We start from the raw sequence: 4042 nt of genomic DNA on the forward strand, positions 1-4042 counted from the left end.
CTTGAACGCGATGGTGTCCTGACCGTCGCCCCGGCCGAAGCGGTAGGTGTTGGAGCCCGTGCCGCCCTCCAGCCAGTCCCGGCCTGCGCCGCCGTCCAGCGTGTCATCGCCCGCATCACCGTACAACCCGTCGTCGCCATCCCCGCCCAGCAGCGTGTCGTTGCCGGCACCGCCCCACAGGTTGTCGTTGCCCGAGCCGCCGTGCAACTGATCGTCGCCCGCATCCCCATGCAGAGCGTCGGCGCCCTCGCGGCCCATCAACACGTCGTTGCCGTCACCGCCGCGCAGCGTGTCATTGCCAGCGCCGCCATCCAGTTGGTCGTCACCCGCGCCCGCCGCGAAGGCATCGTCGCCCGCGCCGCCCAGATAGATATCGCTGCGTGCCGATCCTTCGGCCGCACCGGACAGGATCACGCCCAGCCCGCTCAACTCCCCGCGCAACGCATCACCGGCCGGCAGGGCCTCGACCCACTGCGACAGCATGCCCAGCCCATCGAATCCCACGGCGGTGAGCAGCTTGCCCTGGTAGCGGTTCAACTCCGCCAGATCGATCAGCCCCTCACGCTCGCTGCCCGCCTTGCGGGCATCCAGCAGGGCAGACAGCCCGCTCGTGTCGAAGCCGACGCCTTGGTCATCGATGGTGAGCGCCACACTGTCCAGGTAGGGCTTGAGGCGCGTTTGCACGACCAGCGCGCCATAGACGCTTTCGCGCAGTTCTTCGTAGCTTTGGGTGAGCAGGGCGGCCTGCGGGGCGGAAAGGGTGGCCGTGTAGCGGCTGATGCCATCCGACTCGCCGCCCGAGCCGCCGCCTGGGGACGCCGCGCCGCCCCCACCGCCACCGGAGCCGGTCTGGACCGGAATCTGGAAGAACTTGGTGCCGTTGAAGACCTCCAGCACGTTCATCCGGCGCAGCAATTGGCGACCGGCTTCGCCCAGGATTTCATCCGACTGGCCCGTGCCGCCGGCCTGGGGGTTGGGCACCATCATGCCGGCCACGGAAGTCAGGTTCAACGTTGCCGTCGTGACGTAGGTGGGGTCGTCCTCGGGCTTGTCGGCGGTGACCAAACTACCATGGCCGTCCGATACCAAGTCATAGCTTGCAATGCCGTGGACGAGTTTTCCCGAGGTACCGGCCCAGTCGGCAAGCAATTCGTCGATCAGCGCCATCTGCGCATCCCGCGTGCCCGCTGCCGCGAACCGCCCCACGCTGTCCTGCAGGCCTTGCGCTGCATCGCCCGGCAGGCTCATGGCCTCGCGCAGATCGCGCACCCAGCCGCTGCCGCCCATCTGGGGCAAGGCGCCCGCCGCCGCCGTTACGGCCGGATCGTCGGTGAACTCGCGGTAGAAGTTGTTGGAGGCCAGCAGCAGGCTGCCGGTGACCTCGGCCACACCGCTGACCCCGGTGGTGCCATTGGTGCGGGTGAAACTGCCGCTCAAGGGCTGGGTGTTGCCGTTGCCCAGATTCACATTGCTGGTGGTGCCCGCCACGCCGATGCGGGCGATGCCCAGCTCGGCCAGGGTGTGCAGCTCGCCCGCCTGGGAGATTCCATCCTGGTTGGTGTCCTTCCAGATGCGCAGTTGCGAATACACCGCATCGTTGGCGTCGATCACCTTGTCGCCGTTGCCATCCTCTGCCGCCAGGGCTTCGTAGCCGTTGGCATGGGTCTGCGCCCGGCCATCGCTGCCCACGGGTTTCAAGGTCTGGTCGCCGAAGAGTTCGCGCCCGGAATCGATCAGGCCTTTGCCGTTGCGGTCCAGCACGACGATGCCATCGTCGCCCGCAACCCAGCCGGTGGGTTGTGCGTGCCGTCGCCCCCATGGGGCTACCAGGGTTTAAGTTGGCTTCTGGGTTTCCGGCGAGTTAGATGACAGAACTGCCTGGGTCCGCTCAGCGAACGCGCATACCCGGTGTGGCGCCAGGCCACGGTTCCAGCACGTGGATGCCGGGGTGGGCCTTCTCATCGCCATGGCTGGCGGCCAGCACCATGCCCTCGCTGATGCCGAACTTCATCTTGCGTGGGGCGAGGTTGGCCACCATCACGGTGAGCTTGCCGATCAGGTCGGCGGGCTGGTAGGCGCTGGCGATGCCGCTGAACACATTCCGGTGGCGGCCTTCGCCCACGTCGAGTGTCAGGCGCAGCAGCTTGGTCGAGCCTTCGACCGGCTCGCAGTTCACGATCTGCGCGATGCGCAGGTCGATCTTGGCGAAGTCGTCGATGGTGATGGTGGGCGCGATCTCCTCGCCGCCGGGCACGGTCTTTTCGGGCTCGGGCGCCGCGGGCGGCTCGAACAGGGCGTCGAGCTGCTTCACGTCCACGCGCTGCATCAGATGCTGGTAGGTGCCGATGGTGTGGCCGGCGCCCAGCAGCGTCTGCGCATCGGCAAAGGCGAGCGGCGTGACGTTCAGGAAGGCCTCGACCTGCGCGGCCAGGGCGGGCAGCACGGGCTTGAGGTAGATGGCAAGCACGCGGAAGGCCTCGATGCAGGTCGTGCACACGTCCTGCAGGCGCGCGTCCATGCCGTCCTGCTTGGCCAGTTCCCAGGGCTTGTTGGCGTCCACGTACTCGTTCACGCGGTCGGCCAGCAGCATCACCTCGCGCAGGGCGCGGGCGGTGTCGCGCTTTTCGAGGGCCTCGGCGATGGTGCCGCCTTGGCCCGCCAGCGTGGCGAGCAGGGCCTGGCCGTCGCCGCTCATGGCGCCCAGCTGGCCGCCGAAACGCTTGGCGATGAAGCCGGCCGCGCGCGAGGCGATGTTGACGAACTTGCCGATCAGGTCGCTGTTGACCCGGGCCATGAAATCTTCGGGGTTGAAGTCGATGTCCTCGTTGCGGCCATTGAGCTTGGCGGCGATGTAGTAGCGCAGCCATTCGGGGTTCATCGACAGGCCCAGGTACTTGAGCGGGTCCAGGCCCGTGCCGCGGCTCTTGCTCATCTTCTCGCCGTTGTTCACGGTGAGAAAGCCGTGCACGCAGATCTTGTCAGGCGTCTTGCGGCCGCTGAACTTCAGCATGGCGGGCCAGAACAGGGTGTGGAAGGTGACGATGTCCTTGCCGATGAAGTGGTACTGCTCAAGCAGCGGGTCGGCCATGTAGGCCTCGTAGTCTTCGCCGCGCTTCTCCAGCAGGTTCTTGAGCGAGGCGAGGTAGCCCACGGGTGCATCGAGCCACACGTAGAAGTACTTGCCCGGCGCATCGGGGATCTCGATGCCGAAGTAGGGCGCGTCGCGGCTGATGTCCCAGTCGCCCAGGCCCTCGCTGGTGCTGCCGTCCGGGTTGGTGCGCACGGTGAACCATTCCTTGACCTTGTTGGCCACCTCGGGCTGCACGTGCACGCCGTTCTGCGTCCATTCCTGCAAAAAATCGACGCAGCGCGGGTCGGAGAGCTTGAAGAAGAAATGCTCCGAGCTCTTCAGCACCGGCTTGGCGCCCGACAGCGCCGAGAAGGGCTGGATGAGGTCGGTGGGTGCATAGACGGCCCCGCAGTTCTCGCAGTTGTCGCCGTACTGGTCCTTGGCGTGGCACTTGGGGCATTCGCCCTTGATGAAGCGGTCGGGCAGGAACATGTTCTTCTCGGGGTCGAAGAACTGCTCGATGGTGCGCGTCTCGATGAGGCCGTTGGCCTTGAGGTCGCGGTAGATCTGCTGGGCGAGCGCGTGGTTCTCGGGCGCGTCGGTGTTGTGCCAGTTGTCGAAAGCGATGTGAAAGCCGTCCAGGTAGGGCTTGCGGCCAGCGGCGATGTCTGCCACGAACTGCTGAGGCGTCTTGCCGGCCTTCTCGGCCGCGATCATGATCGGCGCGCCGTGGGCATCGTCCGCGCCCACGAAGTTCACCTGGGCGCCCTGCATTCTTTGATACCGCACCCAGATGTCGGCCTGGATGTATTCCATGATGTGGCCGATGTGGAAGTTGCCGTTGGCATACGGCAGGGCGGTGGTGACGAAGATCTTGCGTGCGGTCATCGGGTGCGGGCGTTCGGGGTGGGCCGCGAAAAACGCGGACAAGCCGCGGATTTTAGGCGCTCGCCCCGGTCCGCGCGGCCGGGG

Annotated in this window: 2 protein-coding genes; both read right to left on the minus strand. The window is 66.6% G+C overall.

What is annotated here, in order from left to right; genetic code table 11:
* Nucleotides 1–1761 (minus strand): calcium-binding protein (locus AC27KI_RS20120; RefSeq protein ID WP_487115461.1); only part of this gene is annotated, 1761 nt, incomplete at its 3' end.
* A 127-nt stretch (nucleotides 1762–1888) separates the two neighbouring features.
* Nucleotides 1889–3958 carry a methionine--tRNA ligase gene (gene metG / locus AC27KI_RS20125; protein WP_487115463.1) on the minus strand — a complete coding sequence of 690 codons (2070 nt, stop codon included), beginning with the start codon at nucleotides 3956–3958 and terminating at the stop codon, nucleotides 1889–1891.
* Nucleotides 3959–4042 lie beyond the last annotated feature (84 nt).

The sequence above is a fragment of the Acidovorax sp. KPB24-03 genome, assembly GCF_057546605.1.